Below are 13,534 nucleotides of genomic sequence, written 5' to 3' on the forward strand. Positions count from 1 at the left end.
TGCGAAGCAGGTTATCCACAGCTTTTTTCTGTGGATAATTTTTAGGAGGATATATCATGTCAACATTTGAAACATTACACATCAGCGATCTGTGGATAAAAAAATTACAAAAACAAGGCATTAAGGAGCCGACACCAATTCAACAGCAAGCGATTCCATCATTACTTGAAGGACGCGATTTGATTGGACAGGCACAAACGGGAACAGGGAAAACATTAGCGTTTCTCTTACCGATTCTTGAGCAAATCGATGTCGAATCACAAACGGTTCAAGCACTGATCGTCGCCCCGACACGTGAACTTGCGCGACAAATTGCCGATGAGACACATAAACTGATTCGGAACACGGAGCAGTATCGTGCCCTTGCTGTATACGGTGGACAAGACGTCTTTAAACAGATTCAACGTCTGGGTCGGATGCCACAAATTATCATTGGTACACCAGGACGGATTCTCGATCATGTTGGTCGTGGAACACTTGATTTAAGTGAATTACGGACGCTCGTCTTAGATGAAGCAGACCAAATGCTGCAAATTGGTTTCTTACCAGAAATCGAAGATATCATCGCAGCGGCACCAGTTGATCGTCAATTCATGATGTTATCAGCAACGATGCCACCTAAAGTAGAAGAACTCGCGAAAACGTATTTGCGTAACCCGGTCGAAGTCCAGGTGGAAGCGGAAAGTATCACCGTAGAAGCGATCGAGCAGTTCGTCGTTGAGACGACGGATCGCCGGAAACAGGCGACACTACGGACGATGCTTGACGAGATGCGTCCGTACGCGGCCATCATTTTCTGCCGTACGCAACGTCGCGTTAGTAAATTGAACGAAGAGATGCAAATGCAAGGGTATCCGACGGATGAATTGCATGGCGGGTTGACGCAAGGGAAACGTGAAAAAGCGATGGCGAAGTTCTATCAAGGAAAAACACAATTCTTGATCGCAACAGACGTCGCTTCTCGTGGACTGGATGTGACAGGCGTGACACACGTCTTCAACTACGATTTACCAGATGATGCGGAAAGCTACGTTCACCGGATTGGTCGGACAGGGCGTGCCGGGAACGACGGGATTGCGGTCTCGATCGTGACACCAAAAGATGGTCGGACGTTCCGTGATATGGAGCGGGAATTGAACATCTCAGTCACGCCAATCGTCGTTGAATTGTCTGAAGAAGCGATTCGCGCACAGCATGACCAAAGTAAAGGAACTCGGAAAGAAACGGAAGGACGTGGAAACACACGTCGTTCGAACAACCGTCGCCCGGGACGCGCACATCGTAAATAAATAGAAACAATATAAAAAGAGCCGGTCTACTTCTTTCGTAAAAAGAGAAATAGACTGGCTCTTATTTTATTTGGCATATACCATCTGACCACCGAGGTGTCCAGTGTAAGCGAGTAGCGCACTACCGACGATCGCAACGATGAAACTGAGCAACAAGAATATTTTTTTATTCGAGCGATAACCAACTAAAAGGAATAAGAGCGAAACACCGAATGCAACGAGACTGAACAGGGCAAAATGTTCATGATTTTCAATTGCCGCATGTGTGACACTACTTAAATTTGCTTCCGCATATTCCTCTGCTCCGTCTCCTGAAAGATAGGCAGCGACTCCAGAAATCAGACCCGCGACTAACGTAAAGAGGGCGAACAGTTTGAATTGTGTCCATTTCAGACTGACGAGTAATAATACCGTTGCGAATAATAAAAGTGCGATTGGTGCATGGACGAGTAATGGATGAAGCGGTACATTTCCTAACATGACAAAGACCTCCTTGGATAAGTATGGTAAAGAATAATTTCACTTTACCCTGCTTATCTGACAGATAACTGACACGATTTAAAGAGTTGGGAAATGAATAACGAATCGCGTGCCTTCACCGAGCGTCGAATCAATAGAAATCGTACCGCCATGCTGTTCAACAATTGATTGAGCAATCGATAAGCCGAGACCGGTCCCTGTTCCGTGACGTGAATGATCGCCTCGGTAAAAACGCTCGAATATTTTTGCTTGTTGATCGGAATCGATTCCGATTCCACGATCATGAATGGTCAATTGACGTTCTGTCCCTGTTTCTTTAAGCGATACATCAATGGCATCATCGCTGTAGACGAGTGCATTCTCAAGAAAGACCGTCAATAAACGATTCAGTTGATGACCATCACCTATCATGCGTAAGTTTGGCGTAATCGAGGCATGGATGACGCGATCAGAGTAGGCGTGTTGAAAACGTTCAACGGTCTTTTGGACAAGCGAACTGAGATCAAGCTCTTGTTTTGAGGAAGATTGTCCTTCTCGAGCGAGCAATAATAAATCGGAAACTAAGTACTGCATGCCTGCTGTCTCCGCTTTAATGTCCTCTAAAATCGTTCGTCCTTCGTTTGAAAGGTGTTCGGCTTCGAGTAATTCAATTCCGCTATAGACGATTGTCAGTGGTGTCCGTAGTTCGTGTGAAGCATCGGACGTAAAACGACGTTGTCGATCAAATGCTTGTTGTACCGGAATGACGGCTCGACCGGCCAAAAAATATCCGATGAGCGTTAGAACGATTGTTGCGAGAACAGCAATTCCTGCAAGAATAGCAATCAATCGTTGTAATGTGTCTGCTGTCGACGAGATATCTTTTAACAAAAGGAGTTGTCCTTGTTCTGTATTCCGTTGATACAGCAAGAAGTGTCGATCGTCCCATTCTACTTGTTCTGTCATATCATTCGAGTTCAAGAAATGACGTAGTATCTTTGTCTCGACGTTTGGTGGCAAACTCGCATAGCGCTGTTTTCCTGAAGCATCAAGGAGTTGAAAGTAGATTGGATTTCGGATGAATTGATCTTCTCCGTGTTCGATCCGTTCGAAGATATCCCGATCCGAAACTCCCTTCAATTGATTCAATTCCATTCGATTCAACAATTGAGCGTTCGTGACATACACCCCGATTAGGATGAGAACTAATACAAGAAAAAACGAACCACTGAATAGTAACGTAAGTCTTTTTCGAATTGATTCAAGCATGGGGATCACCTAATCGATAACCGAATCCACGGACCGTCCGAATCAAATTGGGTGCTCCGACAGCATCTAATTTTTTTCGAACGAGGCGGACGAGCGCATCGAGGGCGTTATCCGTAATATCAGCACCGATTCCCCATACAACTTCGATGATCAATTCCCGACTCATTACTTGTTCGGGTCGTCTTAACAGTAAGGAAAGAAATTCAAACTCACGTCGTGTTAAATCGATTGGCTGTCGCTCGTAAGATATCGTTTGCGAGGACATGTCGAGGACTAGCCCGTGAAAAGTGACTGTCGAAACAAACGCTTTTTGCTGACGACGACTAAGCGCACGCAGTCGTGCCAAAAGTTCATTTGATTGAAACGGTTTGACGAGATAGTCATCGGCACCGCTATCAAGACCATGGACGAGATCGATTTCCGTATCGCGAGCGGTTAGCATCAAGATGCCACCTTCAAACTGTTTTTGTCGTAAGGTAGCAGCGACTTCAACCCCACTCTTACGAGGCATCATCCAATCGAGAACGAGTAAGTCATAGTGATACATCTGACATTGAAGGAGCGCCTCGGCTCCATCCTGCGCAACATCAACCTGATATCCTGCCCGCTCCAAATGGAGTCGTAACATCTTCGCAAGACGCTGATCATCTTCTGCCACCAATACCCGCATGAACATCTCTCCTCTTTTTTCTCATTATCCCATAGTTGCCGTCAGTTAGTTGTCAGTTTTTTTCGATACAGTAAACATAACAAGAAGGGAGAGGAAACAGATGAAACCAAAACCATTTGCGAAATGGCTCGTCGGACTCAGCAGTTCCGTCTTCATCGGACTTGCGATTGGTCAATTAAGTGTCAGCTCGAACGATTCCTCGACAACACCTGTTTCGACAGGGGATACGTATTCGAATGATACGACGTTACCATCCGAAGGAAATCAATATAGTGATGATGAAGGCGAGTATGGAGAAGATGATGGATACTACGAAGATGACGATGACGGTCAATGGCAAGGAGATGAATCGTCTGGCTTCAGTCAACCGGGTGGATCGAGTGATGGTCAGTCCAGTCACTCAAGGTAAGGAGGAGAAAAATGGAGCGACAATTGTATGCGATGCATAATCAGGTACGTTTCGTGACGGATCAGCCGATTGATGAAACAGAGTGGGAGGAACTCGTCCGTTTTTTCAGTTATGTGGACCGACAGTGGTCACGCTTTGATAATCAGAGTGAGGTCAGTCGTTTGAATCGATTGCGAATCGGAGACACGTTATCGGTGTCCTTACCGTTAGCACGTTTGTTAGCACGAGCGACACGATACTTCGAACAGACGGAACGTTATTTTTCTCCATTCCTGTTAGCGCAACAACAAGCCAATGGCTATCGTCAATCATTCCCTTTTACACAAGCCGTCGCGTATGACGAAGTCGATCCACCAGAAATCGCCCCTTTCATTATTGAAGGATGTGACGTAACGAGAGTCGGAGGCGGTTTTATCGATTTAGGTGGAATCGGCAAAGGCGCGGCTGCGATGATTGCAGCGCAACGACTGCGAAAAAACTGGAACCGTGGATTGATTGAAGCGGGAGGAGACGTCATCGTCTGGTCTGATAGTGAGCCGTGGAATATTACGATTACTCATCCTGAGACGGAACAACGTGTCGCAGACATTCAATTTCGACAAGGCGCTGTCGCGACATCAAACCGCGTCTATCGATCGTGGAAGACGGACAATCAAACCCATCATCATTTGTTAGATGGACGAACAGGGCGTCCGACGATAAGCCCAATTCTTCAAGTGACGGCATCTGCTCCGCAACTCTATGAAGCGGAAGTCATGACGAAGCTTGCCTTTCAGATGACAGAAACAGAACGTCAAGAAAAGCTATTTCGTTGGTTTCCAAAAGGACGATTATTAATTTTGGATACTACTGGGGAATGGCGAAGTGAACAGAAAGGAGCGAGTGAGATATGGACTGGATGAAATGGTTATTTTCGACCTGGACGATGATTCGGTTGAGTGGATTAAGTGGACACTTCTTCATGACGATTTCTGTCCTGGCTGGGTTGCTTGGTTCATATCCGGCACTCAAAAAACAAAAAGCACGATTACATCATGTCCACTTATATAGTGGCTGGGCAGGATTACTGGCAATCGTCCTACATGCGACCCTCATCATTGTGGATTCATATGCACCACTGACGATCTTTGAGGTCTTGATTCCAGGACAAGCTTCTTATGAGCCGCTTTGGAATGCGCTAGGAACAATCAGTCTCTATTTATTCGGATTCGTTCTCGTGACTTCGGATTTTTTGAAAGAGACGTTAGGTAAGACGCTTTGGAAATTGACACACTGGCTCGTCTTACCTGCTTGGCTTTTGATGACGGCACATGGTCTATTCATCGGTACGGATACCGGCACACTGTTTACAACGATTTGGTATGCCGTCTCGACATTGACGATGTTCACGCTCGTCCTATATCGAATGCGGATCCGTCCCGTGCGACGGACACCAGCAAAAGAGCGCTCAGTCGTACACTGAGCGCTCTTTTCATTGTTGGACGAGCCAAGTGGTCCATTCCTTAAAGGCAGCGTCTCGATTCTCGATGTAATTGTGGTCACTGTCGACGATCGCTTCCTCAAACGGACTGTCTGATAGCAATAAATCATGATGGAGTGCTTTGATTGAGGTTTCGTCCCGCTCGGATGTCATGAGCAACATCGAGCGATCGGCTAGACGTTCTTTTAACGTCAGTAAGTTCCATGTCGTATGATGCTGCTTTAACTCGTCAAGTAACACGTCAGCAGCGGCACCATTTAGGAAAGCAGCCCCTCGCTCGAGTACGCCGTGAAGCACGGTGTCGTATTCTGGATGTTCGAGGACAAGTTGACCGACGAGCCCGAAATTAAACGGAGAAATTCCGACATAATGTGCAGCTTCCGGTGTCTCAGCAAAGGCATGCAGACCGGCGAAGCCCCCCATGCTATGACCGACAACGGTAACCTGATCTGCTTTGATCCCATGTTCGGTTGTAAAAGATTCAGAGCAGACGTAACGTAATGTCGCCGTCGCGTCTTCCAAAACATGCTGGAATCGAAATGTTCCAGGACTACCGATTGTTCCACGATACGAGGTAACGAGCACATGATACCCCATGTTTTGCAGTTGTACTGCCCAGTCCATGTTCAACTGTTTCCCGGGAAATCCGTGGAATAGGACAACCAACGGTGCATCCTCTGTATGTTCCGGTGAATAAAGGCGGGCAATCAACTGTTCCGAGCCGCCACTTGGAACATGTAGATAGGACAGTGTTGCTTTTTTCGTGATCGTTTCCAAAAAAACACGCTCCTTCATAACCATTTTCTAAGTCCTAGTGTGCGTGAAGATGCACAATCATGCAATGATTAAGTGTATGAACTAAAAAGATGGGATCCCCTTCTGGGCATCCCATCTTTTTGTAAAGCGTCGCTTAGAATACTTTTGTCGTCCATGATTCACAGTTCCATAAGTCTGTTGCAACTGCTTCATAGAATTCTGGTTCGTGTGAGATCAATAGGACTGTTCCTTTGTACTCTTGTAACGCACGTTTTAACTCTTCTTTTGCTTCGACGTCCAAGTGGTTCGTCGGTTCATCGAGTACGAGAATGTTCGATTCCGTATTCATCAATTTACAAAGACGGACTTTCGCTTTTTCCCCACCGCTGAGCACTTCGATTTTCGATTCGATGTGTTTCGTCATCAGACCACACTTCGCGAGCATAGCGCGAACTTGTTGCTGTGTCAGAGACGGGAACGTATTCCAAATCTCTTCGATACACGTATTCGAATTCTTCTCTTTGACTTCTTGTTCAAAGTAACCGATATGCAGGTTCTCACCACGCTCAACGACACCCGATACAGCTGGGATTTCACCAAGCAAACTCTTCAGTAACGTCGATTTCCCGATTCCGTTCGCACCGTGCAAGGCAATCTTTTGTCCACGTTCGATCGTAAGATCAAGAGGACGCGAAAGTGGCTCATCGTATCCGATAACGAGACCTTTTGCTTCGAACATCAATTTACTTGGTGTCCGTGCTTGGAGAAAGTGGAATTCTGGTTGTGGACGTTCTTGCGCGAGTTCGATGACATCCATCTTATCGAGTTTCTTCTGACGTGACATCGCCATGTTCCGTGTCGAGACACGCGCTTTGTTCCGAGCAACGAAGTCTTTCAACTCAGAGATTTCCTGCTGCTGACGCTTGAACGCAGACTCGAGTTGTTTTTTCTTCGCTTCGTGGATCGTGACGAAGTTATCGTAGTCACCTACATAACGATTCAATTCTTGATTTTCCATATGATAAATCAAGTTGATGACACTGTTGAGGAATGGAATATCGTGCGAAATCAAGATGAACGCATTCTCGTATTCATTCAAGTAACGTTTCAACCATTCGATATGCTGGACATCGAGATAGTTGGTCGGCTCATCGAGTAAGAGAATATCTGGTTTTTCGAGCAGTAGTTTTGCGAGCAAGATTTTCGTCCGCTGTCCACCACTGAGTTCCTGTACATCTCGGTCGAGCCCGATCTCATCAAGACCAAGACCACGTGCGATTTCTTCGACTTTTGCATCAATCGTATAGAAGTCATTGTTCGACAGAATATCTTGTAAGACGCCAACTTCTTCAAGCATCTTTTCGAGTTCTTCTGGCTCGACTTCTCCCATTTTACCGTATAGATCATTGATTTCCTGTTCGATGTCGAACATGTACTGGAATGCACCTTTAAGTGCATCTCGAATCGTTAATCCTTTTTCAAGGACGGCATGCTGATCCAAATAACCAACACGTACATGCTTTGCCCACTCGACTTTTCCATCATCCGGCTCAAGTTGCGACGTAATGATGTTCATGAACGTCGATTTCCCCTCACCGTTTGCCCCGACGAGACCGATGTGCTCGCCTTTTAACAGGCGAAAAGAGACATTTTCGAAAATGGCGCGGTCACCGAATCCGTGACTTAAGTTAGATACCGTTAAAATACTCATAATTACTCCTTATTTCATGAATTCCTGTGATTTAGACGCCTGTCCGTTTTTTCTGGTTGTTTGCTTTTTTCGTCTGTTGGCTTGTCAATTGTTTCGTTTGTGTCCCTTGTAAGCCAGTCGGACGTTTTGTTTGCGCTTGTTTTTTTGCTTTCAAGCGTTCGACCATTGCCTCTTGCAATGATAGTTTTTTTGGTTGTTCACTCATGTTCGTTCACCTCGATTGATTCGTTCTTACCTTCTAGTATGCCAAAAAAAACGTCTCTTGGAAATGAAGAGACTTGATTTTACTTCTTAAAGTGTATCTGAGAGATAGACGACGTAACAATTCCGATCGATATCGATTTCGCAGCTGTCTCGTTCAAAAATGCCGTGTCCTTCGACTTCAATCTTGTCCTTGATCAAAAAACGCATCGCTTGAACGTGGTTTGGAACCATGGATGTTTTTAAGAGTGGTTGGGCGCTGTCTGATAGAAACTGCCTGAATTCAATATGGATTTGATGAGGTGGATAGACGCGTTCTTCTGTTGCACGTGGCGATGCTTTGATATGGTCGACGATCAATTGATCGTATTCGCCTGCCATCTCATTGGAGCGGAGCTCGTATTGATGTCCCTCGATGATATGAAATTCACAAAGTTGATGGGCGATGATTTCTTCCGGTTCAATCGCATAGCGATCGTATTGATAAATCGGATGGAATTCACCATTTTCTTCAACATAATAGGCAAGTGACATGTGTAAATCCTCCTTTTTGTTCTATAGATACTATTACCACGTTCGAGGAAAAAAAGTTCCAGCAGAACAAAGAAACTTTTCTCTCTGAAAAAGCGTATACTATCCATAACGAGAGTAAATAGAAAGGGGACTGAGACGGTGAATTGGATGAAACAAGCGACATTAGCTGCAACACTGTTGATTGGAACGACACTGAGTGGTTGCGGATCGGATGATGCACGAGCGGAACGACCAGACGATCCGGATTGTGATGACTATGAATATGATAATGATGAAGGCGTTTGGTACTGTGATGATAGCTCGTCGACCCATTCAGGATACTATTACTGGGGTGGTAGTTATTTCGCATCTCGTGCCTTGATGCATAGTGCGATGCGAACAAAAGGATATACGCCGAAATCAAAAGCAGTGAAGAGTTATAATACGAAGACAAAAGGATTCGGGACAGGCTCGTCTTCCGGCTTTTTCGGCGGATGAACAAGCGGGAAACGTTTTATGGAGATATTGATCGTTTTTGGGATGTGCTAGACGGGGAACCGTACGCTGTGACGGAAATCATGCCCATCTCAGATGAACGAATTGATCAACTGCATATTGCAGCACAAGAAGTTTACCAGATATTCGAAAAAGTCCTTCCGATTCTTCGATCGATGGATGATGAGGCACTGCTCGAGCTGGGCTTCCCGTCCGAGAGTCTCGCTTTTTTACGACTTGAGACGATGCGACCGTTGACCGTCATCGGACGATTTGATTTCATTGCGACAGATGATCGCATTTCACTCATGGAGTGGAATGCAGATACGCCGACCTTCATCAAAGAAGTATTTGAAGTCAACGATGTCGTAGCGAATAAACAAGGTTTTAAAAGCGTAAACGACGGGGAAAACAAATGGCTGAAGGCAACCGTCCATCGAGCGATCGAAGCCGCGAGACACCGGACAAAACAAAATCCGCATGTTGTTTTCACCTCACATGGTGACCATATCGAGGACCGATTAACAGCTGAGTACTTACAGTCGTTTTGGGATGAAGCGACTTACTGTCCGCTTGATGCATTAGAGATTCGTCCGGAAGAGGGCTTGTACGATGAGGCAGGTAGAAGAATTGATATCTTGTATCGTCAAACCTTTCCGATCGAAATGGCGTTACTTGACCGAGATGAAGATGGGCGAAATTTAGGGCAATTACTATTGCAACTCGTCGAGACGGGACGACTTGAAATCATCAATCCCCCTTCTGCCTTTTTAATGCAAGCGAAGTCGGTCCTTGCATTGATTTGGATGTTACACGAAACCAATCATCCGTATTTAAGCGAAACGGACCACGCGATGATTGCGCGTTATTTTTTACCGACGTACTTATCAGCTGATGCGTTCATCGCAAGCCGGCAACCCTTCGTTAAAAAACCGATATTCGGACGTGAAGGGGATACGGTGACGGTACATGATGGTCAGGGAGACATTATGCTGAAAAACGAACAGCATACGTTTCGTGATCAACCAGCTGTCTATCAAGCGTATCAAGAATTACCGATGTATCCGCTTCGTGAAGAAGGAGACGTCGCGTACATGTATGGTGTTTTTATTTTAGGAGGGAGACCAAGTGCGATCGGTGTACGTGCAGGAGAACGGATTACCGGAAACCGTTCCTATTTCGTACCAATCGGTCGACAGCAAAAAGGAGTGAGAAACGTATGAGAGCAGCAATTTTAGGAGCATCTGGTCTAGTCGGACAAGAACTCGTGGATCGTTTGTTGGCAGAAGAGGCGTATAGCGAGGTTCATGTTCTCGTTCGCCGCCCGATGCGTCGTTTTCATCCAAAACTGGAAGAATGGGTGATTGATTTTGATCGTGTGACAGAAATTGAATTACCTGTCGTCGATCACGTCTATTGTGCACTGGGTACGACGATCAAACAAGCAGGATCGCAAGAGGCATTCCGTCTTGTTGACTACACGTATCCAGTGGAGCTCGGTCGTGAATTGTTAGACCTCGGCGCGACACGATTTGCTTTAATCTCGGCACTCGGTGCCCATCCAAATGCTAAAACTTTTTACAATCGCGTAAAAGGGGATACGGAAAACGGATTACGTGTACTTGGATACGATGCGTTATTGATTTTCAGACCTTCGCTCTTATTAGGGGATCGCGATGAGTTTCGTTTCGGCGAACAGGCGGCTGCGAAAATTTCGACAGTCTTACGTCCTTTGTTGAAACGGAGTGCGATTGCTCCGATTGAAGCCGGTCAAGTCGCTACTGCGATGATTCGCGAAACGTTACATGCTCCACCCGGAATTACGATTATTGAATCGAAACAGATGCAATCTTGAGCAGCCGACTCGTCGACTGCTCTTTTTGTTATTCTTGTAATGTAAATAATATTTGACTCATCAAATGATTTGCGGTTGAATGGTAAAGTGCTGTCTCATATATAAAAAAAGTAGTGAGACAATTCAGGCAAAACAGTGTATTCGTATCCTATCTGTTTCGTCACGCTTATCGTTTGGGGAAAGCGGGAAAAGATGATGGATTATGCACTTATTCAAGGTTAGTGAAAGGAGCCGATCATATGGCAGAGTTTGATCGCGATCAGGTCTATAAGACCGTTCCGCAAAAAGGATTCTTTGGGAATCCGAAAGGGTTATTCACCCTCTTCTTCACCGAGTTTTGGGAGCGTTTCTCCTACTATGGCATGCGTGCCATCCTTATTTACTATATGTACTACTCTGTAAAAGACGGTGGTCTCGGAATCGATGAAAAGTTAGCTTCTTCGATCATGGCTATTTACGGATCACTTGTTTATATGTCTGGTGTAATCGGAGGATGGATTGCAGACCGATTACTCGGTACATCTCGCACTGTCTTTTATGGCGGTGTCCTAATTATGACGGGTCACATTGTGTTGTCTCTACCGGCAGGTGCTACAGCACTATTCTTTTCAATGGGACTTATCGTCATTGGAACAGGTTTGTTAAAACCGAACGTTTCAAATATCGTGGGAGATTTATACAGTAAGACAGACAGCCGAAGAGATGCTGGATTTAGTATCTTCTATACGGGAATCAATGCAGGTGCATTTTTATCTCCAATCGTTGTAGATGGCGTACGTCTGCAAGCTGGTTTTCATGCCGGATTTGCTGTAGCTGCCGTAGGGATGTTTTTAGGATTAGTTGTTTTTGTGCTTACTAAGAAAAAAAATCTTGGTCAAGCAGGTCAATACGTTTTAAATCCAATGTCTAAAGAAGAACGAACACGTTTTTATAAAATAGCTTCGATTTCTATAGTCGGTATCGTTATTATCGGATGGATTGCTACAACAATCGGATGGTTAACCATTAACTCCTTCTCATTTGTAGTGACGATTCTCGGGATCATTATTCCGATTTTTTATTTCTATTTCATGATACGGAGTCCCAAAATTACGTCTGATGAACGATCAAGAATCTATGCATATATTCCCTTGTTCTTAGCAGCTGTTATTTTTTGGGCTATCCAAGAGCAAGGAACATATGTCTTATCAAAATTTGCTGATCAACGCACCGAGCTAAATTTTTTAGGATTTGAATTCAGTCCTGCACTTTTCCAATCGGTGAATCCGTTGTTCATCATTGCCTTAGCTCCTGTCTTTGCGAGTATCTGGATTAAGTTAGGCGATCGACAACCTACGACACTTCAAAAATTTTCATTCGGCTTAATGTTCGCTGGATTATCCTTTATCGTCATGATGGTTCCTGGACTATTATTCGGTACAGAAGGCTTAGTTAGTCCACTTTGGTTAGTATTCAGCTTCCTTTTAGTCGTCATTGGTGAACTTCTTCTTTCTCCAGTTGGATTATCAGCTACGACTAAACTGGCACCAGCAGCTTTTTCGGCACAAACGATGAGTTTATGGTTCATGACGAATGCTACAGGACAAGCAGTTAATGCACAAATCGTTAAATTTTACGATCGAAATACAGAAGTGATGTATTTTGGTATTACTGGTCTAGTCGCTGTCTTTTTCGGTTTATTATTACTTGCATTCTCGAAAAAACTGCAAGTTCTAATGAAAGGTATACGTTAAAAAAAGTCCTTAGAAATTAGAGGATTAATTTCTAAGAGAACTTCATAATCCCTTTAACACGATGCAGTGTGAACTACACGATTGCTTGCTGTTAAAGGGATTTTTTAATAAAAAAATAACCCTAGACATATGACTAGAGTTATCTCGAAGAAAAAATAAAATTAGCGTTTGATTATTTGGTGACGCTGATTTTACTTTCTATATCTGATTTTCTTTTGATTTTAATCGTCTTTGTTTTCCCTGTTTTACTACGGTGACCGTCTGTAGTAAACCATTGATCATATTTTTGCGTATAGTGCTTGTAAACAGAACGCTTCTTAAATGTTCCTTTTTTTCCTTTTGGAATCGAACGCGAAGCAGTAGTCGTTAATGTTTTTTCTTTTCCGAAGAATAACTCTAAATTGCCATCAATGGTTCCGCGAGAAATTCCTCCTGTACCTGTGACGCTCCAGTTCGTTTTAGTTGTAGTACTTACTTCCATTTTTATTGGACCACGCATCGCGCCAGGTTGCGCTACCCAAGATCCATAACTAGTGGATTTATAGACAGGCTTTCCTGCAGGCGTATAGTAAAAATAAGAAGGTTCATTACCATTTAATGCTTCTGTTTGATGGGGGCTCGCGAATGAGAATGAGATAGACAAAACGAGTGGAACCCCGATAACTTTCGCTACTTTTTTCATCATTTACCTCCT

16 protein-coding genes are annotated in these 13,534 nt (G+C 44.5%); 8 read left to right on the forward strand and 8 right to left on the reverse strand.

Annotation, left to right across the window (positions count from 1 at the left end):
- Positions 1-56: 56 nt before the first annotated feature.
- Positions 57-1,289: a DEAD/DEAH box helicase gene (locus tag ADM98_RS02210; RefSeq protein WP_053452065.1), complete on the forward strand. Its 1,233-nt coding sequence runs from the start codon at positions 57-59 to the stop codon at positions 1,287-1,289.
- A gap of 66 nt (positions 1,290-1,355) precedes the next feature.
- Here ADM98_RS02210 and ADM98_RS02215 read toward each other — a convergent pair whose 3' ends face one another.
- The 3 genes from ADM98_RS02215 to ADM98_RS02225 all read right to left on the reverse strand — a co-directional run bounded on the left by ADM98_RS02215 (position 1,356) and on the right by ADM98_RS02225 (position 3,687).
- A complete protein-coding gene (locus ADM98_RS02215; RefSeq protein ID WP_053452066.1) occupies positions 1,356-1,769 on the reverse strand; it encodes a DUF2231 domain-containing protein in 414 nt (137 codons plus the stop codon).
- Between the two features lie 78 nt (positions 1,770-1,847).
- Positions 1,848-3,017 (reverse strand): sensor histidine kinase, encoded by a 1,170-nt coding sequence (locus tag ADM98_RS02220; protein ID WP_053452067.1) that lies wholly within the window; start codon positions 3,015-3,017, stop codon positions 1,848-1,850.
- Entirely contained in the window at positions 3,010-3,687 is a 678-nt protein-coding gene (locus ADM98_RS02225) for a response regulator transcription factor (protein WP_053452068.1), read from the reverse strand. The genes ADM98_RS02220 and ADM98_RS02225 overlap by 8 nt, the downstream gene beginning before the upstream one ends.
- 100 nt (positions 3,688-3,787) lie before the next feature.
- Between ADM98_RS02225 and ADM98_RS02230 the strand changes: the two genes are divergently transcribed.
- The 3 genes from ADM98_RS02230 to ADM98_RS02240 are packed head-to-tail and all read left to right on the forward strand — an operon-like array spanning position 3,788 to position 5,558.
- Positions 3,788-4,096 carry a hypothetical protein gene (locus ADM98_RS02230; protein WP_053452069.1) on the forward strand — a complete coding sequence of 103 codons (309 nt, stop codon included), beginning with the start codon at positions 3,788-3,790 and terminating at the stop codon, positions 4,094-4,096.
- A gap of 11 nt (positions 4,097-4,107) precedes the next feature.
- Positions 4,108-4,998 (forward strand): FAD:protein FMN transferase, encoded by an 891-nt coding sequence (locus ADM98_RS02235; RefSeq protein ID WP_053452070.1) that lies wholly within the window; start codon positions 4,108-4,110, stop codon positions 4,996-4,998.
- Positions 4,995-5,558, forward strand: coding sequence for a hypothetical protein (locus tag ADM98_RS02240; protein ID WP_235504812.1), 564 nt, complete (start codon positions 4,995-4,997; stop codon positions 5,556-5,558). Before ADM98_RS02235 ends, ADM98_RS02240 begins: the two co-directional genes overlap by 4 nt.
- A 9-nt stretch (positions 5,559-5,567) precedes the next feature.
- On the opposite strand, the gene ADM98_RS02245 is transcribed toward ADM98_RS02240, so the two are convergent.
- From ADM98_RS02245 to ADM98_RS02255, 4 genes are all read right to left on the reverse strand, one after another.
- A complete protein-coding gene (locus ADM98_RS02245; protein ID WP_053452072.1) occupies positions 5,568-6,353 on the reverse strand; it encodes an alpha/beta hydrolase family protein in 786 nt (261 codons plus the stop codon).
- 133 nt (positions 6,354-6,486) lie between these two features.
- Positions 6,487-8,043, reverse strand: a complete 1,557-nt coding sequence (locus tag ADM98_RS02250) for an ABC-F family ATP-binding cassette domain-containing protein (protein ID WP_053452073.1) — start codon at positions 8,041-8,043, stop codon at positions 6,487-6,489.
- A gap of 31 nt (positions 8,044-8,074) precedes the next feature.
- Positions 8,075-8,248, reverse strand: coding sequence for a hypothetical protein (locus ADM98_RS17430; RefSeq protein WP_197499335.1), 174 nt, complete (start codon positions 8,246-8,248; stop codon positions 8,075-8,077).
- Between the two features lie 86 nt (positions 8,249-8,334).
- Positions 8,335-8,778: a hypothetical protein gene (locus ADM98_RS02255; protein ID WP_053452074.1), complete on the reverse strand. Its 444-nt coding sequence runs from the start codon at positions 8,776-8,778 to the stop codon at positions 8,335-8,337.
- Positions 8,779-8,925: 147 nt separating this feature from the next.
- Between ADM98_RS02255 and ADM98_RS02260 the strand changes: the two genes are divergently transcribed.
- The 4 genes from ADM98_RS02260 (at position 8,926) to ADM98_RS02275 (ending at position 12,840) form a co-directional block, all read left to right on the forward strand.
- On the forward strand, positions 8,926-9,255 hold the full coding sequence (locus ADM98_RS02260; RefSeq protein ID WP_053452172.1) for a hypothetical protein: 330 nt from the start codon (positions 8,926-8,928) through the stop codon (positions 9,253-9,255).
- Complete coding sequence (locus tag ADM98_RS02265; protein WP_053452075.1) at positions 9,252-10,475, forward strand: glutathionylspermidine synthase family protein; 1,224 nt, start codon at positions 9,252-9,254, stop codon at positions 10,473-10,475. Before ADM98_RS02260 ends, ADM98_RS02265 begins: the two co-directional genes overlap by 4 nt.
- A complete protein-coding gene (locus ADM98_RS02270; protein ID WP_053452076.1) occupies positions 10,472-11,107 on the forward strand; it encodes a hypothetical protein in 636 nt (211 codons plus the stop codon). Before ADM98_RS02265 ends, ADM98_RS02270 begins: the two co-directional genes overlap by 4 nt.
- 239 nt (positions 11,108-11,346) lie before the next feature.
- Complete coding sequence (locus ADM98_RS02275; protein WP_053452077.1) at positions 11,347-12,840, forward strand: peptide MFS transporter; 1,494 nt, start codon at positions 11,347-11,349, stop codon at positions 12,838-12,840.
- Positions 12,841-13,012: 172 nt separating this feature from the next.
- On the opposite strand, the gene ADM98_RS02280 is transcribed toward ADM98_RS02275, so the two are convergent.
- Positions 13,013-13,522 (reverse strand): hypothetical protein, encoded by a 510-nt coding sequence (locus tag ADM98_RS02280; RefSeq protein ID WP_053452078.1) that lies wholly within the window; start codon positions 13,520-13,522, stop codon positions 13,013-13,015.
- Between the last annotated feature and the right edge of the window lie 12 nt (positions 13,523-13,534).

The organism is Exiguobacterium sp. BMC-KP, assembly GCF_001275385.1.
GTDB lineage: Bacteria > Bacillota > Bacilli > Exiguobacteriales > Exiguobacteriaceae > Exiguobacterium_A.

Bases quoted from the DNA above. Each gene is read 5' to 3' on its own strand.
- ADM98_RS02210 (WP_053452065.1), top strand. From the start codon at position 57: ATGTCAACATTTGAAACATTACACATCAGCGATCTGTGGATAAAAAAA.
- ADM98_RS02215 (WP_053452066.1), bottom strand. From the start codon at position 1,769: ATGTTAGGAAATGTACCGCTTCATCCATTACTCGTCCATGCACCAATC.
- ADM98_RS02220 (WP_053452067.1), bottom strand. From the start codon at position 3,017: ATGCTTGAATCAATTCGAAAAAGACTTACGTTACTATTCAGTGGTTCG.
- ADM98_RS02225 (WP_053452068.1), bottom strand. From the start codon at position 3,687: ATGCGGGTATTGGTGGCAGAAGATGATCAGCGTCTTGCGAAGATGTTA.
- ADM98_RS02230 (WP_053452069.1), top strand. From the start codon at position 3,788: ATGAAACCAAAACCATTTGCGAAATGGCTCGTCGGACTCAGCAGTTCC.
- ADM98_RS02235 (WP_053452070.1), top strand. From the start codon at position 4,108: ATGGAGCGACAATTGTATGCGATGCATAATCAGGTACGTTTCGTGACG.
- ADM98_RS02240 (WP_235504812.1), top strand. From the start codon at position 4,995: ATGAAATGGTTATTTTCGACCTGGACGATGATTCGGTTGAGTGGATTA.
- ADM98_RS02250 (WP_053452073.1), bottom strand. From the start codon at position 8,043: ATGAGTATTTTAACGGTATCTAACTTAAGTCACGGATTCGGTGACCGC.
- ADM98_RS17430 (WP_197499335.1), bottom strand. From the start codon at position 8,248: ATGAGTGAACAACCAAAAAAACTATCATTGCAAGAGGCAATGGTCGAA.
- ADM98_RS02255 (WP_053452074.1), bottom strand. From the start codon at position 8,778: ATGTCACTTGCCTATTATGTTGAAGAAAATGGTGAATTCCATCCGATT.
- ADM98_RS02260 (WP_053452172.1), top strand. From the start codon at position 8,926: ATGAAACAAGCGACATTAGCTGCAACACTGTTGATTGGAACGACACTG.
- ADM98_RS02265 (WP_053452075.1), top strand. From the start codon at position 9,252: ATGAACAAGCGGGAAACGTTTTATGGAGATATTGATCGTTTTTGGGAT.
- ADM98_RS02270 (WP_053452076.1), top strand. From the start codon at position 10,472: ATGAGAGCAGCAATTTTAGGAGCATCTGGTCTAGTCGGACAAGAACTC.
- ADM98_RS02275 (WP_053452077.1), top strand. From the start codon at position 11,347: ATGGCAGAGTTTGATCGCGATCAGGTCTATAAGACCGTTCCGCAAAAA.
- ADM98_RS02280 (WP_053452078.1), bottom strand. From the start codon at position 13,522: ATGAAAAAAGTAGCGAAAGTTATCGGGGTTCCACTCGTTTTGTCTATC.